The 14,582-nt window shown below is 63.9% G+C and carries 13 protein-coding genes; 4 read left to right on the top strand and 9 right to left on the bottom strand.

The window, feature by feature from the left end:
• The first annotated feature begins 119 nt into the window (after positions 1-119).
• Entirely contained in the window at positions 120-980 is an 861-nt protein-coding gene (gene folD, locus V3388_RS07040; protein WP_336366820.1) for a bifunctional methylenetetrahydrofolate dehydrogenase/methenyltetrahydrofolate cyclohydrolase FolD, read from the top strand.
• A gap of 159 nt (positions 981-1,139) precedes the next feature.
• Here folD and V3388_RS07045 read toward each other — a convergent pair whose 3' ends face one another.
• From V3388_RS07045 to V3388_RS07055, 3 genes are all read right to left on the bottom strand, one after another.
• Complete coding sequence (locus V3388_RS07045) at positions 1,140-3,320, bottom strand: malate synthase G (protein WP_336366821.1); 2,181 nt, start codon at positions 3,318-3,320, stop codon at positions 1,140-1,142.
• A gap of 121 nt (positions 3,321-3,441) precedes the next feature.
• Positions 3,442-4,830 (bottom strand): cysteine--tRNA ligase, encoded by a 1,389-nt coding sequence (gene cysS / locus V3388_RS07050; RefSeq protein ID WP_336366822.1) that lies wholly within the window; start codon positions 4,828-4,830, stop codon positions 3,442-3,444.
• The gene (locus V3388_RS07055) at positions 4,827-6,515 is read right to left on the bottom strand and encodes a glutamine--tRNA ligase/YqeY domain fusion protein (protein ID WP_336366823.1); all 1,689 of its coding nucleotides are present in this window, start codon (positions 6,513-6,515) and stop codon (positions 4,827-4,829) included. Before V3388_RS07055 ends, cysS begins: the two co-directional genes overlap by 4 nt.
• A gap of 143 nt (positions 6,516-6,658) precedes the next feature.
• On the opposite strand from V3388_RS07055, the gene V3388_RS07060 reads away from it, so the two are divergent.
• Both V3388_RS07060 and lpxH read left to right on the top strand, forming a co-directional pair.
• Entirely contained in the window at positions 6,659-7,159 is a 501-nt protein-coding gene (locus tag V3388_RS07060; protein ID WP_336366824.1) for a peptidylprolyl isomerase, read from the top strand.
• Complete coding sequence (gene lpxH / locus V3388_RS07065; RefSeq protein ID WP_336366825.1) at positions 7,156-7,896, top strand: UDP-2,3-diacylglucosamine diphosphatase; 741 nt, start codon at positions 7,156-7,158, stop codon at positions 7,894-7,896. The genes V3388_RS07060 and lpxH overlap by 4 nt, the downstream gene beginning before the upstream one ends.
• A 4-nt stretch (positions 7,897-7,900) precedes the next feature.
• Here the strand turns inward: lpxH and V3388_RS07070 are convergent, their stop codons facing one another.
• The 5 genes from V3388_RS07070 to V3388_RS07090 all read right to left on the bottom strand — a co-directional run bounded on the left by V3388_RS07070 (position 7,901) and on the right by V3388_RS07090 (position 12,685).
• Positions 7,901-8,734 (bottom strand): hypothetical protein, encoded by an 834-nt coding sequence (locus V3388_RS07070; protein WP_336366826.1) that lies wholly within the window; start codon positions 8,732-8,734, stop codon positions 7,901-7,903.
• A 97-nt stretch (positions 8,735-8,831) separates the two neighbouring features.
• The gene (locus V3388_RS07075; protein WP_336366827.1) at positions 8,832-10,040 is read right to left on the bottom strand and encodes an ABC transporter permease; all 1,209 of its coding nucleotides are present in this window, start codon (positions 10,038-10,040) and stop codon (positions 8,832-8,834) included.
• A complete protein-coding gene (locus tag V3388_RS07080; protein ID WP_336366828.1) occupies positions 10,037-10,738 on the bottom strand; it encodes an ABC transporter ATP-binding protein in 702 nt (233 codons plus the stop codon). The genes V3388_RS07075 and V3388_RS07080 overlap by 4 nt, the downstream gene beginning before the upstream one ends.
• 61 nt (positions 10,739-10,799) lie before the next feature.
• Positions 10,800-11,798: an efflux RND transporter periplasmic adaptor subunit gene (locus V3388_RS07085; RefSeq protein WP_336366829.1), complete on the bottom strand. Its 999-nt coding sequence runs from the start codon at positions 11,796-11,798 to the stop codon at positions 10,800-10,802.
• 116 nt (positions 11,799-11,914) lie between these two features.
• Positions 11,915-12,685 carry a ferredoxin--NADP reductase gene (locus V3388_RS07090; protein ID WP_336366830.1) on the bottom strand — a complete coding sequence of 257 codons (771 nt, stop codon included), beginning with the start codon at positions 12,683-12,685 and terminating at the stop codon, positions 11,915-11,917.
• A 135-nt stretch (positions 12,686-12,820) separates the two neighbouring features.
• On the opposite strand from V3388_RS07090, the gene V3388_RS07095 reads away from it, so the two are divergent.
• Positions 12,821-13,702, top strand: coding sequence for a LysR family transcriptional regulator (locus tag V3388_RS07095; protein ID WP_336366831.1), 882 nt, complete (start codon positions 12,821-12,823; stop codon positions 13,700-13,702).
• Here V3388_RS07095 and V3388_RS07100 read toward each other — a convergent pair.
• The gene (locus V3388_RS07100; RefSeq protein ID WP_442915616.1) at positions 13,685-14,365 is read right to left on the bottom strand and encodes a tRNA-(ms[2]io[6]A)-hydroxylase; all 681 of its coding nucleotides are present in this window, start codon (positions 14,363-14,365) and stop codon (positions 13,685-13,687) included. The genes V3388_RS07095 and V3388_RS07100 overlap by 18 nt on opposite strands.
• Between the last annotated feature and the right edge of the window lie 217 nt (positions 14,366-14,582).

Consider the following 14,582-nt stretch of genomic DNA (forward strand, 5'->3'; position numbering starts at 1 on the left):
CGGCCGTGCCCGTCAACACGGATTTGGAAAAACCGGCCGGCCGCCCAATTGGCGCCACGGCCCAACCATGAGACAATCCGTGCCCTTCATTTTCTACCCCGAACCGACAAGACACAACTATGAGTGCCAAACTGATCAACGGAAAAGAGATTGCCGCCCAGGTCAAGCAACAGGTCGCCGCCGGTGTCGAGGCCCGTCGGCAAAACGGCCTGCGGGCGCCGGGCTTGGCCGTGGTCCTGGTGGGCAACGACCCCGCCTCTCAGGTGTACGTGGGCAACAAGATCAAGGCCTGCGAACAGGCCGGCATCCTGTCCCTGTCCTATGACCTGCCGGCGGACACCTCCCAGGACGCCCTCGAGGCGCTGGTCGAAGAGTTGAACAACAATCCCGCCGTTGACGGCATTCTGGTGCAGCTTCCCCTGCCCGATCCTCTGGATGCCGATCCGATCCTGCTGAAGATCCGCCCCGACAAGGACGTGGATGGCTTTCATCCCTACAACATTGGCCGCCTGATGCAGCGCATGCCGACCCTTCGCCCGTGCACCCCGGCCGGGGTGATCACCCTGCTGGACAGCATCGGCACCGATTACAAAGGGGCTCACGCCGTCATTGTCGGCGCCTCCAACATTGTCGGCCGCCCCATGGCCATGGAACTGCTGCTCAAGGGCGCAACCACCACCGTGTGCCACCGATTCACCCACGACCTCGCCCGTTTCGTCGGTGACGCCGACATTCTCATTGCCGCCGCGGGCAAACCAGGGCTGATCAAGGGCGAGTGGGTCAAGCCCGGCGCCACGGTGATTGATGTGGGCATCAACCGCACCGAGGACGGCAAGCTCAAGGGTGACGTGGCGTTCGACGCGGCCGCCGAGCGCGCCGCCTACATCACGCCTGTGCCCGGCGGGGTTGGCCCGATGACCATCGCCACGCTGCTGCAGAACACGCTGTATGCGGCGGACGTGTTGCACGCGGACGAGTGAGGTAGCGGGCCTGCATCTGGCCCCGGCTTGACCGGGGACCAGGTGGAGCCCGGGAGCCAGATAAAAAAACGGGGTCAGATGAAAAAGCTCATCTGACCCCGTTTTTTTTATCCGATCCCTCACCCCCAGGTGACCGGGAGTGAGGTTCAGGCTGACGCCTTACTGGCCGTACTTGGCTTTCGCCTTCTGACGGTAGGCGTGCAGGAGCGGCTCGGTGTAGCCATTCGGCTGCTCGCGGCCCTTCAGCACCAGATCACAGGCGGCCTGGAAGGCAACGCTGTCATCAAAGTTGGGCGCCATGTTGCGGTAATCGGCGTCGCCAGCGTTCTGCTGATCCACGATGGCCGCCATGCGCTTCATGGTCTCCATGATCTGCGCCTCGGAGCAGATGCCGTGGTGCAGCCAGTTGGTCAGCAGTTGGGAGGAAATCCGCAGGGTGGCGCGGTCTTCCATCAGGCCGACGTTGTTGATATCCGGAACCTTGGAGCAGCCCACACCCTGGTCGACCCAGCGCACCACGTAACCGAGGATACCCTGGGCATTGTTATCCAGCTCCTGCTGGATGTCGTCGGCGCTCAGGGCGGACGGGTCTGCCATCACCGGCACGGTCAGGATGTCGTCCAGGGACGCCCGCTGGCGGCTGGCCAGTTGCTTCTGCACGTCAAACACGTTGACCTGATGGTAATGGGTGGCGTGCAGGGTGGCGGCGGTCGGGGACGGAACCCACGCGGTGTTGGCGCCGGACTTCGGATGGCCAATCTTGGCCTCGAGCATGGCGGCCATCAGATCCGGCATGGCCCACATGCCTTTGCCGATCTGGGCAACGCCGGAGAACCCTACTTCCAGGCCGATGTCCACGTTCCACTGCTCGTAGGCGTTGATCCACGCGGCCTGCTTCATTTCGCCCTTGCGGATGAACGGGCCCATTTCCATGGAGGTGTGCATTTCGTCGCCGGTGCGGTCGAGGAAGCCGGTGTTGATGAACACCGCGCGCTCTTTGGCGGCGTGGATACAGGCCTTCAGGTTGACGGTGGTGCGACGTTCCTCGTCCATGATGCCCACCTTCAGGGTGTAGCGCGGCAGGCCCAGGGCGTCTTCAACCCGACCAAAGAACTCGTTGGTGAACGCCACTTCCTCCGGGCCGTGCTGCTTGGGCTTCACGATGTACACGGAGCCGCGGGTGCTGTTCTGGAACGGACCGTCGCCTTTCAGATCGTGAATCGCGATCAGTGAGGACACCAGTCCGTCCAGCAGCCCTTCGGGCACTTCGCTGCCGTCCTTGAGCAGGATGGCCGGGTTGGTCATCAGGTGGCCAACGTTACGGATGAACATCAGGCTGCGGCCCTTCAGGCTAAGTTCGCCGCCGTCCGGTGCGGTGTACTGGCGATCCCCGTGCATTTTACGGGTCATCGGCTTGCCGCCCTTCTCGAAGGTTTCCTGCAGGTCGCCTTTCATCAGGCCCAGCCAGTTGCGGTAGGCCAGGGTCTTGTCGTCCGCGTCCACGGCGGCGACGGAGTCTTCGCAGTCCATGATGGTGGTCAGGGCGGATTCCAGCAGCACGTCCTTGACGTGGGCGCCGTCGTCCTTGCCAATCGGATGGGACGCATCGATCTGGATTTCAAAGTGCATGCCGTTCTTGACCAGCAGCACGCCATTGGGGGCATCGGCGGCGCCGGTGTAACCAACAAAGCCGCTCGGATCCTTCAGGCCGGTGACGTCGCCGTTCTGCAGCCTCACCGCCAGCTTGCCGTTATCCACGTAGTACAGGGCGGCATCTTTGTGGCTGCCGCTGGCCAGGGGCGCAGAGCGGTCCAGCAGGTTGCGGGCCCACTCGATGACCTTGGCGCCGCGCACAGGATTGTAGCCCGGCCCCTTATCTGCGCCGTCCGCTTCGGAGATCGCGTCGGTGCCGTACAGGGCGTCGTACAGGCTGCCCCAGCGGGCATTAACAGCGTTCAGGGCGAAGCGGGCGTTCATGATCGGCACCACCAGCTGGGGGCCGGCCATGGTGGCCACTTCCGGGTCCACATTGGCGGTGGAGATTTTGAAGTCCGCCGGCTCGTCGACCAGGTAGCCGATGTCCTTCAGGAACGCCTTGTATTCGGCCATGTCCAGCTTCTGGCCCTTATGGTCACGGTACCAGCCGTCCAGTTTTTCCTGGATGGCATCACGCTTGGCCAGCAGTTCCCGGTTGCGGGGGGCCAGCTCGTTCACGATCTTGTCGAACTCTGCCCAGAAAGCCTGCGGGTCGACGCCGGTGCCCGGAATCGCCTCGTTGTTGATGAAATCGTAGAGGTTCTTCGCGACCTGAATGCCGCCAATGTGTACGCGTTCTGTCATCGTTGTCTGCCTCAAGTGGGTTGTACCCGGTTCTAATTTTGAGCGCTGCAGTATACGGGAATTTACCTATCAGGTCATTCCCACAAGCCGCAAGTCGCGGTTGGTCGGAGTCTCCGCCCCGTTACGCCCGGCGCCAGGTTGTGCCGTCCCGGGTATCGTCCAATACGATGCCCTGGTCCAGCAGCGCGTCCCGAATCCGGTCCGCCTCCGCAAAGTCCCGGGCCTTGCGGGCATCGGCCCGCGCCTGAATCTGTTGTTCAATGTCATCGGCGGTCAGTTCACCGCCGGTGTCCGCCTGGAAATAGGCTTCCGGGTCCTGCTGCAGCAGGCCCAAAACGCCGCCGAGGCGGATCAGGACGGCGGCGGTCTGCCGGGCCGCCCGATCATCGCCGTCCCGGCGCTGCTGGTTGATCTCGTTGGCCACCGCGTGCAGCACGGCTATGGCCCCGGCGGTGTTGAAATCGTCGTCCATCCGCTCCTGAAACAGGCGATCAAAGTCCGTTTCGGCCACGTCACTGCTGGCCGCGGCCTCCACCCCCCTCAGTGCCTGATAAAGCCGGTTCAGGGTGCGGCCCGCTTCGGCCAGGTTTTCCTCTGAGTAATCCACCTGACTGCGGTAGTGGCTGGACACCAGGAAATAGCGAACGACTTCGGCCGGATAGCGTTCCAGGATCTCCCGGATGGTAAAGAAATTGCCCAGGGACTTGGACATTTTCTCCTTGTTGACGCGAATGGCACCCGCGTGCATCCAGGTGTTCACAAACCGGTGACCGGTGGCACACTCGGACTGAGCAATTTCGTTCTCGTGATGGGGAAACAGCAGGTCCGGGCCGCCGCCGTGGATGTCGAAGGTGTCGCCCAGGCAGCGGGTGGCCATGGCCGAACATTCGATGTGCCAGCCGGGCCGACCGTCACCCCAGGGCGACGGCCAGCTGACCTCACCGGGCTTGGCCGCTTTCCACAGGGCGAAATCCGCCGGGCTCTGCTTGGCTTCCTGGACATCCACCCGGGCACCCGCCAGCAGATCCTCCAGCTTCTTATTGCTGAGTTTGCCGTAATCGGCGAACGAGGACACGGAAAAGTACACATCGCCGTTGTCCGCCGCGTAGGCGTGGCCACCCTCGATCAGCGTACTGATCATCTCGAGGATCTCGGCGATGTAGCCGGTGGCCCTCGGCTCTTCGGTGGGTGATGCCACCCCCAGGCGGGCCTCGTCCTCGTGCATGGCATCGATCATGCGATCCGTCAGCGCCGTGTACACTTCGCCGTTTTCGTCGGCCCGCCGCAGGATCTTGTCGTCGATGTCGGTGATGTTGCGCACGTAGTGCACGTCGTAACCCCGGTGGCGAAGGTAGCGGGATACCACATCAAACGCCACCAGCACCCGGGCGTGGCCCAGGTGGCAGTAGTCGTACACCGTCATGCCGCACACGTACATCCGGACCTTGCCCGGCTCGATGGGCCGGAAGTCCTCCTTCTGTCGGGTCAGCGAGTTGTGGATGCGGATCATTTGCCCCCCTTGCCGCCGTTACCCCAGGAGTCCCGGAGCGTCACAGTGCGGTTGAACACCGGCCGTCCGGCGGCCTCGGTGCGCGCCGGGTCGCAGAAGAAATAGCCTTCCCGCTCGAACTGGTAGGGCAAGTCCTGCCGCGGCTTGGCGAGGCTGGGTTCCACGCGGGCGCCGGACAGCACGACCAGGGAATCCGGGTTCAGGTGGTCCACAAAATCCCCGTCTTTGTCGCTGTCCGGAGATTCGTGGTTGAACAGGCGGTCGTACAGGTGAATGTCGGCCTCCACGCTGTCGCTGGCGGAAACCCAGTGGATCACGCCGTTGGGCTTGTAGCCTTCCGGGTTCACACCCAGGGTGGCCGGATCGTATTCGCAGCGCAGCTCGACCACCCCGCCCGCGGCATCGCGGATTACCTCGCGGCAGGTCATCACGTAACCGCCCCGCAGGCGTACCGCCTGATCCGGCGCCAGCCGCTTCCACTTCTTCGGCGGCTCGTCCGCAAAGTCTTCCCGGTCAATGTACAGCTCCCGGCTCCAGGTGACCTGCCGTTCGCCCATGGACGGGTCCTGCGGGTGCACCGGCAGGGTCAGGGTCTCGCTCTCGCCCTCGGGGTAGTTCACCAGGGTGACCTTGATGGGCCGCATCACGCACATCGCCCGGGGCGCCCGGGTGTTCAGGTCTTCCCGGATGGCGTGCTCCAGCATGCCCACGTCCACGGTGCCGCCGGCCTTGTTGACGCCGATCATGTCGCAGAACTGGCGAATGGATTCCGGCGTGTAGCCCCGGCGGCGCATGCCGGAGATGGTGGGCATGCGCGGGTCGTCCCAGCCGTCAACGTGGCCTTCATCCACCAGGCGCTTGAGCTTGCGCTTTGAGGTAATCGTATAGTTCAGGTTCAGCCGGGCAAACTCGATCTGCCGCGGGTGGCAGGGCACCGAGAGGTTGTCCAGCACCCAGTCGTACAACGGGCGGTGGTCCTCAAATTCCAGGGTGCACAGGGAGTGGGTGATGCCCTCAAGCGCGTCCGAGACCGGATGGGTAAAATCGTACATCGGGTAGATGCACCACTTGTTGCCGGTCTGGTGGTGCTCGGCGTATCGGATGCGGTAGAGAATCGGGTCCCGCAGGTTGATGTTGGGCGAGGCCATGTCAATCTTGGCCCGCAGCACCAGTTCACCGTTCTGGTACTTGCCCGCCCGCATGTCCCGGAACAGTTGCAGGTTCTCCTCCACCGGGCGGTCCCGGTAGGGGCTGTTCCGGCCCGGATCCTTCAGGGAGCCCCGGTACTCGGCCATCTGCTCGGCGTTCAGCGCACACACATAGGCCTTGCCCTTCTGGATCAGCTCCTCGGCGAAGGCGTACAGCTGGTCGAAGTAATCCGAGGCGTAGCGTACCTCACCGGCCCACTCGCCCCCGAGCCAGCGCACATCGGCCTGAATGGCGTCGATGTACTCCTGATTCTCTTTCTCGGGATTGGTGTCGTCGAAGCGCAGGTTGCACTCGCCGCCGAAGGTTTGCGCAATGCCGAAGTTCAGGCAGATCGACTTGGCGTGGCCGATGTGCAGGTACCCGTTCGGCTCCGGCGGAAAGCGGGTCACCACCTTGCCGGTGTGCTCACCCTTGGCGATGGCGTCTTCAATCAGGCTCTGGATAAAATTGTGGGCTTTCTTGGACTCGGCGCTCATACGTTCTCTGTTGGACAGGGGGTGGCTCAGAAACCGCGTATTATACTCACAAATCCCGGCCGGGCTCATGCACCCGGGAAAACTCTTGAGTACAATAACGGCCAGCAAACCGAACTCTCAATCTTACGACACAGGAAGCCTCGATGATTCTGCTGCAGACCAACTTCGGTGACATCAAACTGGAACTGGACCATGACAAGGCGCCGGAGACCGCCCGCAACTTTGAACAGTACGTGCGCGACGGCTTCTACGACGGCCTGATCTTTCACCGGGTAATCAGCAACTTCATGATTCAGGGCGGCGGCTTCGAGCCGGGCATGACGCCCCGCAAGACCCGCGAGGCGATCCAGAACGAAGCCGATAACGGCCTGAGCAACATGACCGGCACCATCGCCATGGCCCGCACCATGGACCCGCACTCCGCTACCGCCCAGTTCTTTATCAATGTGCAGGACAACGGCTTCCTGGACCACACCGCCAAGAACGCGGAAGGCTGGGGCTACTGCGTGTTCGGCAAGGTGGTTGATGGCATGGAGACGGTCAACAAGATCCGTGCCGTGCGCACCACCCTGCGCGCCGGCCATCAGGACGTGCCCGCCGAGGACGTGGTGATCGAGAAGGCCGAGGTTCTGGAGGACGCGTGACCACGCTGTTTATCTCCGATCTGCACCTGGAGGAATCCCGGCCGGACATCACCGCCGCGTTTTTCCGGTTTCTTGATCAGACCGCGCCGGGCGCTGAACGCCTGTACATCCTCGGGGATTTCTTCGAGGCCTGGATTGGTGATGACGAACGCACCCCGCTGCAGGAGCGGGTGGCCGAGGCCCTCCGCCGCCTGAACGCCGCGGGTACGGACATTGTGCTGATGCACGGCAACCGGGATTTCCTGATCGGCGAGGATTTCTGCCAGCGGGCCGGCGCCCGGCTGATGGACGATCCCACCGTGGTCGACCTGTACGGCACCCCTACCCTACTGATGCACGGCGATAGCCTGTGCACGGCGGACGTGGAGTATCAGAAGTTCCGGGCCAACATGCGCAACCCCCAGTGGCAGCAGATGATCCTGGCCCGGCCCTTGAAAGACCGGCAGCAGATGGCCCGCCAGCTTCGGGACCTGTCCATGGCGAAAAACCAGGGCAAGGCGGAGGCGATTATGGACGTGACTCCGGAGGAAGTGGTTCGGGTGATGGAAGCCCACGGCGTCCAGCGGTTGATCCACGGCCACACCCACCGGCCAGCGGTTCATGCGCTTACCGCCAACGGGGAAAGCGCCCGCCGCATTGTGCTGGGTGACTGGGACCAGAACCTGTGGTGGCTGGTGGTTCGCCCGGGTGAAACGCCGGATCTCCGGCACGCCCCGCTGGCGCCAGCCGAAAGCTGACGCGTCAGCCCGGCGTCGGCGGCTCCCGGTAGGTGTCTATTCGGTGCAGCCAGCCGGGCAGCCAGCGCTCCCGCTCAATGGCCCGCTCGGCGTTCTGCGCCCGGCGGGTCAGCACTGTCTCGGCGGCTTGCCGGAAGGCCGCAAGCGCGCTTCCCTCCTCTGCCACCCCGCTTTCTCCAGCATTTTCAGGCATGGCCAGCAACACCTGCAGCAGGCCCCAGCCTTCCCCCTGATAACGCTCTGACTCAGCCAGCCCCTCGCCCTTGAAATTCACGTAATCGAGCAACGCGTAGGCGCCGCCGGGAGTCGCTGCCAGCGCGCTCAGGTGTCGACGCATCTGGTCCCGACGGTCCGCCGGCGCCGCCGCCAGCACCCGTGCCAAGGCCTCCCGGGTGCGTTGGAAGATGTACGCCACCTGCAGCCCTCGGGTCTCGGACAGGAACGCCCGTAACGCCTCGGTGCGGGGTGACGGGTCCTCCGCCAGAAACGCGGCCCGGTCGGGCCAGGGGGCATCGAACGGCGACAGCCCGTTGAGCCAGGCCGGCGGCGTAACGTTGCGCTGCCGGAGAAAGTGCATCAGCGGCGGAAAGCTCTCGACGAACCGCCCCTCCACCCCCGCCGGATACCAGATAAAATGGCCAATACCGAGGGACGGAAACGCCTCACCGACGTTCCAGTGCACCAGGCAAGAGCGCTGTCCTGCGCACTCGTTCTGGAAGATGCGATCGCCAATCCAGGCCAACTCAGCGGCGTCCAGATCAAGTTTTGGAGCGGCGGCGGCCGAACTGGCGGTGTCGTCGCCGCCCTCACAGCCGGTGAGGAGGAGCGTCAGCACCATAAGCACAGCGGCCAGATGCGGGCGAACGAGGGCACGCAACGGCCCCGCAACGCCGCAGGCGATGGGCACCGGGGGGAGTCTGCTCAGCGGAAAAGCATCATTCATGTCGCAGGGCATCAATCGGGTTTAATCGGGCCGCCTTTCGGGCGGGCACAAACCCGAACACGATACCGATGGCCACGGAAAAACCAAACCCCAGCGCCATGATGGCCGGAGAAAGCACCAGCGGCATATCCAGCTTCCAGGTGGCGCCGACCGTGGCCAGGAGCCCCACCAACAGCCCCACCAATCCACCCAGGGTGGACAGCACCACCGCTTCCACCAGGAACTGCATCAGCACATCCCGGGCCCGGGCGCCGATGGCCAGCCGTATGCCAATTTCCCGGGTACGCTCGGTGACCGACACCAGCATGATGTTCACGATGCCGATGCCACCCACCAGCAGGCTGACGGTGGCAATGGCCCCCAGCAGCAGGGTCAGGGTCCGGGTGGTACCTTCCAGGGCGTCGGCGATGTCCTGGGTGTCCCGGACATAGAAATCATCCGGCGCCCCGGCTGAGATGTGCCGCCGCTGTCGAAGCAGCGACTCAATCTGCCCCTGCACCTGCCCGGTGGTGCCATCCACCAGCGCCGAGACGTAGATAGCGTCGACATCCAGCTGGCCCACCAGACGCCGCTGTACCGCCTTGATTGGCATCAGGACGATTTTGTCCCGGTCCTGCCCCATGGACTCGCCTTTTTCAGACAGCACGCCGATCACCTGGCACGCCGACGGCCGGACCCGCAGGGTGGCTCCCAAGGGCTCCCGACCGCTGAACAGGTCCTCCACCAGGGTCTGGCCGATCACGCACACCGCCGCCCCCGAGGCCAGCTCGCCGGGCTGAAATTCCCGGCCGTAGGCCAACGGGTGGTTACGTACCGGAAAGTAGCCGTTGGTGGTGCCCACCACCGGCACGCTGTCGTTGACGTTGCCGGCCACCACCGTGACCGTGGTGTTCAGCGCCGGCGCCACCCGGACGTCGGCGATGTCACGGGCCAGGGCCTGGGCATCGGCCAGATCAAACGGTTCGGCGGTGGCGCGCACGTTGCCCGGCCCTCGCTGGGCGGTGCCGGGAATCACGAACAGAAGGTTCGAGCCGATGCTGGCAATGCGCTCGGTCACGCTCTGGGTAGCGGACTGCCCCAGTTGAACCATGGTCACCACACTGGCCACGCCAATCACAATCCCAAGGGTGGTCAGGAACGACCGGAGAGTGTTGCGCCGGATCGCCTGGCCAGCCAGCGTCAAAACATCGGCCGCCCTCATCCCATCACCTGATCAGGAGGGCCGTCGCCCACCAGCCGGCCATCCCGGAACAGCAGCACCCGGTCCGCGTAACGGGCGATGTCCGGCTCGTGGGTCACCATGATGATGGTCAATTGCCGCTCCGTGCGCAGCTGCACGAGGCGATTCATGATGTCCGTGGACATCACCGTGTCCAGGTTGCCGGTAGGCTCGTCGGCCAACAGCACCGGAGGTTCCGAGACCAGAGCACGGGCAATGGCCACCCGCTGCTGCTGGCCGCCAGAAAGCTCCGAGGGCGCCGCGCCGGCGCGGCCCTCCAGGCCGACGGTGGCCAGTGCCGCCAGCGCCCGCCGGCGCCGCTCGGCCGGCGCCACTCCCTGATACACCAGCGGCAGTTCCACGTTCTGAAGCGCGCTCACCCGGGGCAACAGGTTAAAGCTCTGGAACACAAACCCGAGAAAATGGCGGCGCAGCAGTGCCAATTCATCGGCGGTCAGTTGCCCGACGTCCACGTCCCGGAACCAGTACTGGCCGTCCGTTGGCGTGTCCAGGCACCCCAACAGGTTCATACAGGTGGATTTGCCGGAGCCGGACGGCCCCATAATGGCCACGAACTCCCCTTCATCAATGCCAAGGCTGACATCATCCAGAGCCCGAACCAGCGTATCGCCCCGGCCGTAACGGCGGGCAATGCCCTGCAACCGGATCAGCGCCGTCATTTGGCGGCCGACCCCATCACGCCGGTAATCACGGCATCGCCTTCCTTGAGCGCTCCGCCGGTCACCTCCGTGTACTCGCCATCGGTGGCTCCGGTGATGACAGCAGCCCGTCCGTGTTGTCCACGGACAGCACCGTGTTGTAGGTCACCACGTTGTTCTCCACCGTGGGATACAGGTGCACTTTCAATACCTTGGCGGGAAAGGCCCGGCCGGGCCAGGCGTCCACCGTAAAGCTCGCACTCTGATCCGGATGCACGAGCCCCACATCGGCCTCGTCCATGGACACGTGCAGCTCCATGGCCGAGAGATCTTCCGCCAGCAGGAACAGCTCCGGGGTCTGGAAACTGGCGGCCACGGTGGTGCCCGGCCCAATGGCGCGCTTCAGAACCACGCCGTTGATAGGCGAGGTAATGACCGCTTTCTCCAGGCGCGTCCGGGCCTGGGATACCGTCGCCCGGGCCTGGCGGACGGACGCCCGGGACAGCGCCAGTTGCGCCTGCGCCCGTTTGCGGGCCGCCACCGCCGCGTCCAGGTCCGCCTGGGCCGCTGTGCCCCGCTGCCGCAGGAGGGTCTGGCGCCGCTCGTCCGCCGCGGCCTCGTCCACCGTGGCCGCCGCTTCATCCACCGACGCCTCGGCCACCGCCAGCTGGGCCTCCGCCTGCTCCAGCGCTACCTCAAGCTCATCCGTATCAAAGCGGGCCAGCACCTGCCCGATGGAGACCGGGTCGTTTTCGTCCACCAGCACCTGCTGGACCAGCCCGGAAATCTCCGCGCCCACGGACACCTCGCTTTTGGGCTCCAGGCTGCCGGTGGCGGTTGCCGTCAGTTGCATGTCGCCCCGACCCACCGTCTCCGTCCGCCATCGGGTGGGCGCGGATTCCGGCCAGACCATCCAGCCGATGATGGCGGCCACCAGCAGAACCAGACCAGCAGCCAGGGCCCGCCTGGCACCCCGACCCCGTGCCTGCTGGGCCCGAATGGTGGCCATCACGCTTTCGCTGTCGGCGCGGCGGGACCCGGCGTTGTCGGCATGGGAAGGCTCGGAGGAAGAAGTCGGCATCGGCGCGTCCTGAATGCGTTGGTGAGGGTTCCATGAAACCGCCACAAAAAAACCCGCGGACAGGCCGCGGGTTTTTTGGGTGGCCGGTTCGGTTCCCCGGCCAGGCTAGGCCCGGACTACTGCTCCACAAAAGCGCGCTCGATCACGTAGTGGCCCATGTCGCCACCGCGGGCTTCGCGGAATCCCATGTTGTCCAGTATGGCACAGGTGTCCTTGAGCATACTCGGGCTGCCGCAGATCATGAACCGGTCCTGATCCACGTCAAACCGAGGCAGACCCAGGTCTTTGTTGATTTTGCCGGTTTCCATGGCGTCGGTCAGCCGGCCCTGGTTGCGGAACGGCTCGCGGGTCACGGTCGGGTAGTACATCAGCTTGCCCTGGACCATCTCCCCGAAGAACTCGTTCTCCGGCAGGGACTCAATGTCCTGCTGGTAGGCCAGTTCGGACACGTAGCGGACGCCGTGGGTCAGGATCACCCGGTCGAACGCTTCGTACACTTCCGGATCCTTGATAATACTCATGAACGGCGCCAGGCCGGTGCCGGTGCTGATCAGCCACAGGTTGCGACCCGGCAGCAGGTTATCCAGAACCAGGGTCCCCGTGGGCTTTTTGCTGAGCAGGATCTGATCGCCTGGCTGGATTTTCTGTAGGCGGGAAGTCAGAGGGCCGTCGGGCACCTTGATGGAGAAGAACTCGAGCTCTTCCTCATAGTTGGCGCTGGCAATGCTGTAGGCCCGCATCAGCGGCTTGCCTTCGGTCTCCAGTCCGATCATCACGAAGTGACCGTTCTTAAAGCGGAAACCCGGATCACGGCTGGTCTTGAAGCTGAACAGGGTGTCGTTCCAGTGGTGGACACTGGTGACGGTTTCCTTCATCAGGTTGCTCATGGACTACGGTCTCCTGCAAGACGGAAAAACGAATCGGAAGTCTAATTGCGTAAAGTGTATCCCATCACTAACCTATCGATGAAATGGGATATTCTCATAACCTTATTCGGAACAATCGATTTAAGACGGCCCGTTATGAAATACAGTTTCCGACAGCTCGAAGTGTTCCTTGCCGCCGCCCACTTCCAGAACATCACCCGGGCGGCGGAATCTTTGGCCATGTCCCAGTCCGCCGCCAGCAGCGCACTCAAGGAACTGGAAAGCCAGTTCGATATCCAGTTGTTCGATCGGGTCGGCAAGCGGCTGCAACTGAACGAACTCGGGCGGCTATACCGGCCCAAGGCCGAATCGCTGCTGGCCCAGGCGAAGGAACTTGAACAGGCCTTCAGCCGGCACACGGAAGTGGGCGCCCTGAAGGTGGGTGCCACCCTGACCATCGGCAACTATCTGGCCGTGGGTGTGATGGCCCAATACATGGATACCCCTACCCGGCCCCGGGTGTCCCTCGAAGTCGCCAACACCCAGACCATTGCCGAGCGGGTCCGGGAATTTGAACTCGACATCGGCCTGATCGAGGGCGAATTGCAGTCGACGGACCTGGAAGTCATCCCCTGGCGCGAGGACCGGCTCCAGGTGTTCTGCGCACCCCATCACCCGCTTGCCGCGAAAGGCAGCCTGACCGACGACGACCTCCGGGCCGCCACCTGGATCATGCGGGAGCCGGGTTCAGGCACGCGGCAGAGCTTCGAACGGGGCATGCACGGGCTGCTGCCGGACCTGAACGTCCTGCTCGAGCTGGAGCACACCGAAGCCATCAAACGGGCCGTGGAAGCTGGCCTCGGCATCGGCTGCCTGTCCCAGGTGGTGCTCGCGGACGCGTTCCGCCGGGGCAGCCTGGTGCCTCTGGCCGCCCCGTCCCACCGATCGTTCGACCGGCAGTTCTACTTTATTCTCCACAAACAGAAATACCGGAGCGCCGGTATCGACCGCTGGATGGCCCTATGCCAGGCGCTGTAGGTCCTCGGGCGGGCCACTGTGAAAGCGGAACTCGGCGTCAGGCTGCTCGATCAGTGCACGCTCGGCCGCGAGAAAGGCGTCCAGCCGATCCGTCACCGGGCCACCGTTGGCCTGCTCGGCCAGGGTCACGTAGTCCTTGTAGTGGCGGGCCTCGGATTTCAGCAGACCGTTGTAAAAGCCAGACAGCTCATCGTCCAGATGGGGCGCCAGGGCGGCGAACCGCTCGCAGGAGCGGGCCTCGATGATGGCGCCAACAACCAGCACATCCACCAGCCTACCCGGGTCTTCGGGCCGCACCAGGGCCCGCAGGCCGGCGGCATAACGGGACGGTGAGAGGTGCCCGTAGCGCACCCCACGCCGGGCCATAATCGCCAGCACCTGCTCGAAATGCCTCAGCTCTTCCCGGGCCAGGCGGGACATCCGATTCAGCAGATCGGGGTTGTCCACGTACCGGTACATCAGGCTCAGGGCCGTGGAGGCCGCTTTCTTCTCGCAGTGGGCATGATCGATCAACATCAGCGCCGGGTTTGCCAGCGCTGCGTCAATCCACGCCTGAGGCGTTGCGCACGGCAAAAAGGCCTGAATGTCACGGACGGCACTGGCGATGGCGGGCGGCAGTGCCGGGTCCTGATCACTCACGGTCTTTTGCACAGTCACTCCCATACGAATTTCCGGGGCTGTCGGTTCGGGGGCGCAGTATACCCAAGCCAGACGCGCCCTAACAGATGACGAGCGCCACTGTCCAACTTAACTTTATAAGGGCTTTCCTATAGAATGCAGCGCCAGTTCAAGGAGTCTCTGAATAAATCCTGAAACCTCGTCAGTGATTTGAGGCGTTATTCAGAGGCTCCTTCGGCCTTTTCGCCAAAAAAGCTCCCGC

Source organism: Marinobacter sp. C2H3, from assembly GCF_037080155.1.
GTDB lineage: Bacteria > Pseudomonadota > Gammaproteobacteria > Pseudomonadales > Oleiphilaceae > Marinobacter.

Bases quoted from the DNA above. Each gene is read 5' to 3' on its own strand.
- folD (WP_336366820.1), top strand. From the start codon at position 120: ATGAGTGCCAAACTGATCAACGGAAAAGAGATTGCCGCCCAGGTCAAG.
- V3388_RS07045 (WP_336366821.1), bottom strand. From the start codon at position 3,320: ATGACAGAACGCGTACACATTGGCGGCATTCAGGTCGCGAAGAACCTC.
- cysS (WP_336366822.1), bottom strand. From the start codon at position 4,830: ATGATCCGCATCCACAACTCGCTGACCCGACAGAAGGAGGACTTCCGG.
- V3388_RS07055 (WP_336366823.1), bottom strand. From the start codon at position 6,515: ATGAGCGCCGAGTCCAAGAAAGCCCACAATTTTATCCAGAGCCTGATT.
- V3388_RS07060 (WP_336366824.1), top strand. From the start codon at position 6,659: ATGATTCTGCTGCAGACCAACTTCGGTGACATCAAACTGGAACTGGAC.
- V3388_RS07070 (WP_336366826.1), bottom strand. From the start codon at position 8,734: ATGGTGCTGACGCTCCTCCTCACCGGCTGTGAGGGCGGCGACGACACC.
- V3388_RS07075 (WP_336366827.1), bottom strand. From the start codon at position 10,040: ATGAGGGCGGCCGATGTTTTGACGCTGGCTGGCCAGGCGATCCGGCGC.
- V3388_RS07080 (WP_336366828.1), bottom strand. From the start codon at position 10,738: ATGACGGCGCTGATCCGGTTGCAGGGCATTGCCCGCCGTTACGGCCGG.
- V3388_RS07085 (WP_336366829.1), bottom strand. From the start codon at position 11,798: ATGCCGACTTCTTCCTCCGAGCCTTCCCATGCCGACAACGCCGGGTCC.
- V3388_RS07090 (WP_336366830.1), bottom strand. From the start codon at position 12,685: ATGAGCAACCTGATGAAGGAAACCGTCACCAGTGTCCACCACTGGAAC.
- V3388_RS07095 (WP_336366831.1), top strand. From the start codon at position 12,821: ATGAAATACAGTTTCCGACAGCTCGAAGTGTTCCTTGCCGCCGCCCAC.
- V3388_RS07100 (WP_442915616.1), bottom strand. From the start codon at position 14,365: ATGGGAGTGACTGTGCAAAAGACCGTGAGTGATCAGGACCCGGCACTG.